The 1,636-nt window shown below is 69.5% G+C and carries 1 protein-coding gene; it reads left to right on the forward strand.

The features are described 5' to 3' along the window. Positions 1-1,636: polyketide synthase dehydratase domain-containing protein (locus LHJ74_RS34035; RefSeq protein WP_260222231.1), on the forward strand; the 1,636-nt coding region annotated here is incomplete at both ends.

Genomic DNA, 1,636 nt, shown 5'->3' on the forward strand with positions numbered 1-1,636 from the left:
AATTTGCGGCAGCCGGTGCAGTTCGAATCGGCAGTCCGGGCTTTGCTGGGTCGTGGTCACCGGGTGTTTATCGAGGCGAGTCCGCATCCGGTGTTGACGGTGGGTGTGCAGGAGACGATCGACGATGTCGGGGCGTCTGCCGCGGCTGTGGGGTCGCTGCGCCGGGACGAGGGCGGGATGGAGCGGTTCACCACTTCGATGGCCGAGGCGTTCACCCACGGCGTGCCGGTGGACTGGTCAACGGTGTTCGCCGGGGCGGGGTCGCGGCGGGTGGAGTTGCCGACGTATGCGTTCCAGCGGGAGCAGTACTGGTTGTCTCCGTCGAATGGATCGGGTGATCCGGCGGAGCTGGGCCAGGGGTCGGTGGAGCATCCGTTGCTGGCTGCCGCGGTTGAGGTGGCTGATGGCGGTGTGGTGCTGACCGGGCGGGTCTCGCTGCAGTCACATCCGTGGCTTGCTGATCACGTGGTCGCCGGGACGGTGTTCATGCCGGGGACCGGGTTTGTGGAGTTGGCGGTCCGTGCCGGGGATGAGGTCGGCTGCGACCTGATCGAGGAGTTGACGCTGGAGGCGCCGTTGGTGTTGCCGGAGCGTGGCGGGGTGGCCCTCCAGGTGCGTGTCGCCTCGGCTGACGACTCCGGTCGCCGGATGTTCACGGTTCTCTCTCGCGCTGATGCTGATGGTGGTGTGGGGGAGTGGAGTCGGCATGCCAGCGGCAGCCTGACCACCGGGTCTCCGGCATCTGGCACAGCAGACCTGACGGTTTGGCCGCCGCCGGGTGCTACCGCGATCGATGTGGAGGGGCATTACGAGCGGGTGGCCGAGGCGGGCTACGGGTACGGTCCGGCGTTCCAGGGGCTGCGGGCCGCCTGGCGGCGTGGCGATGAGGTGTTCGCCGAGGTCGCTCTCCCTGACGGGCAGCGGGATCAGGCCGGACGCTTCGGTATCCACCCCGCACTGCTCGATGCTGCGGTGCAGGCGAGTGCGCTGGGCGACTTCTTCCAGAGCGCAGGTGAGATTCGGCTGCCGGCCGTCTGGAATGCTGTGCGGCTGTTCGCCTCGGGTGCCACCACGCTGCGAGTGCACCTGGCGAAGACGGGCCCGGACGCGTTCGCCGTTCTGGTCGGCGACGGCACCGGCCAGCCGGTGGCCCACGTCGAATCGCTGCTGGTCCCGGCCGCCACCCCGGAGCAGTTGGAGCCCCTTCGCGACGGCGACCAGGAGTCGCTTCTGCGATTGGACTGGCTGGCGCTACCGGCCACCGGTGCACCGACCGCCGGCCGTTGGGCCGTGCTTGGGACCGATCCCTGGCAGGTCGGTGACAGCCTGGGCGCGGCGGGTGCGACGGTCGAGACCTACGCGGACATGGCGGCTGTCGGCGCGGCGGTAGACCAGGGAACACCGCTGCCGGAAGCGGTCTTGCTCATCTGCTCCGAGGGCTCAGCCGACGAGTCGACAGCTGTGGCGGGGCTGGCACGCAAGGCTGCGTCACACGCGCTGCAGGTGACCCAGGAGTGGCTGGCCGATGAGCGGTTGGCCTCCACTCGGCTGGTCGCGCTGACGCGTGGGGCCGTGGCTGTCGGCACGGATGACGAGGTCGCCGATCTGGGCCAGGCCACAGTGTGGGGTCTGTTGC

Origin of the sequence: Streptomyces gossypii (assembly GCF_025165795.1) — a bacterium.
GTDB lineage: Bacteria > Actinomycetota > Actinomycetes > Streptomycetales > Streptomycetaceae > Streptomyces > Streptomyces gossypii.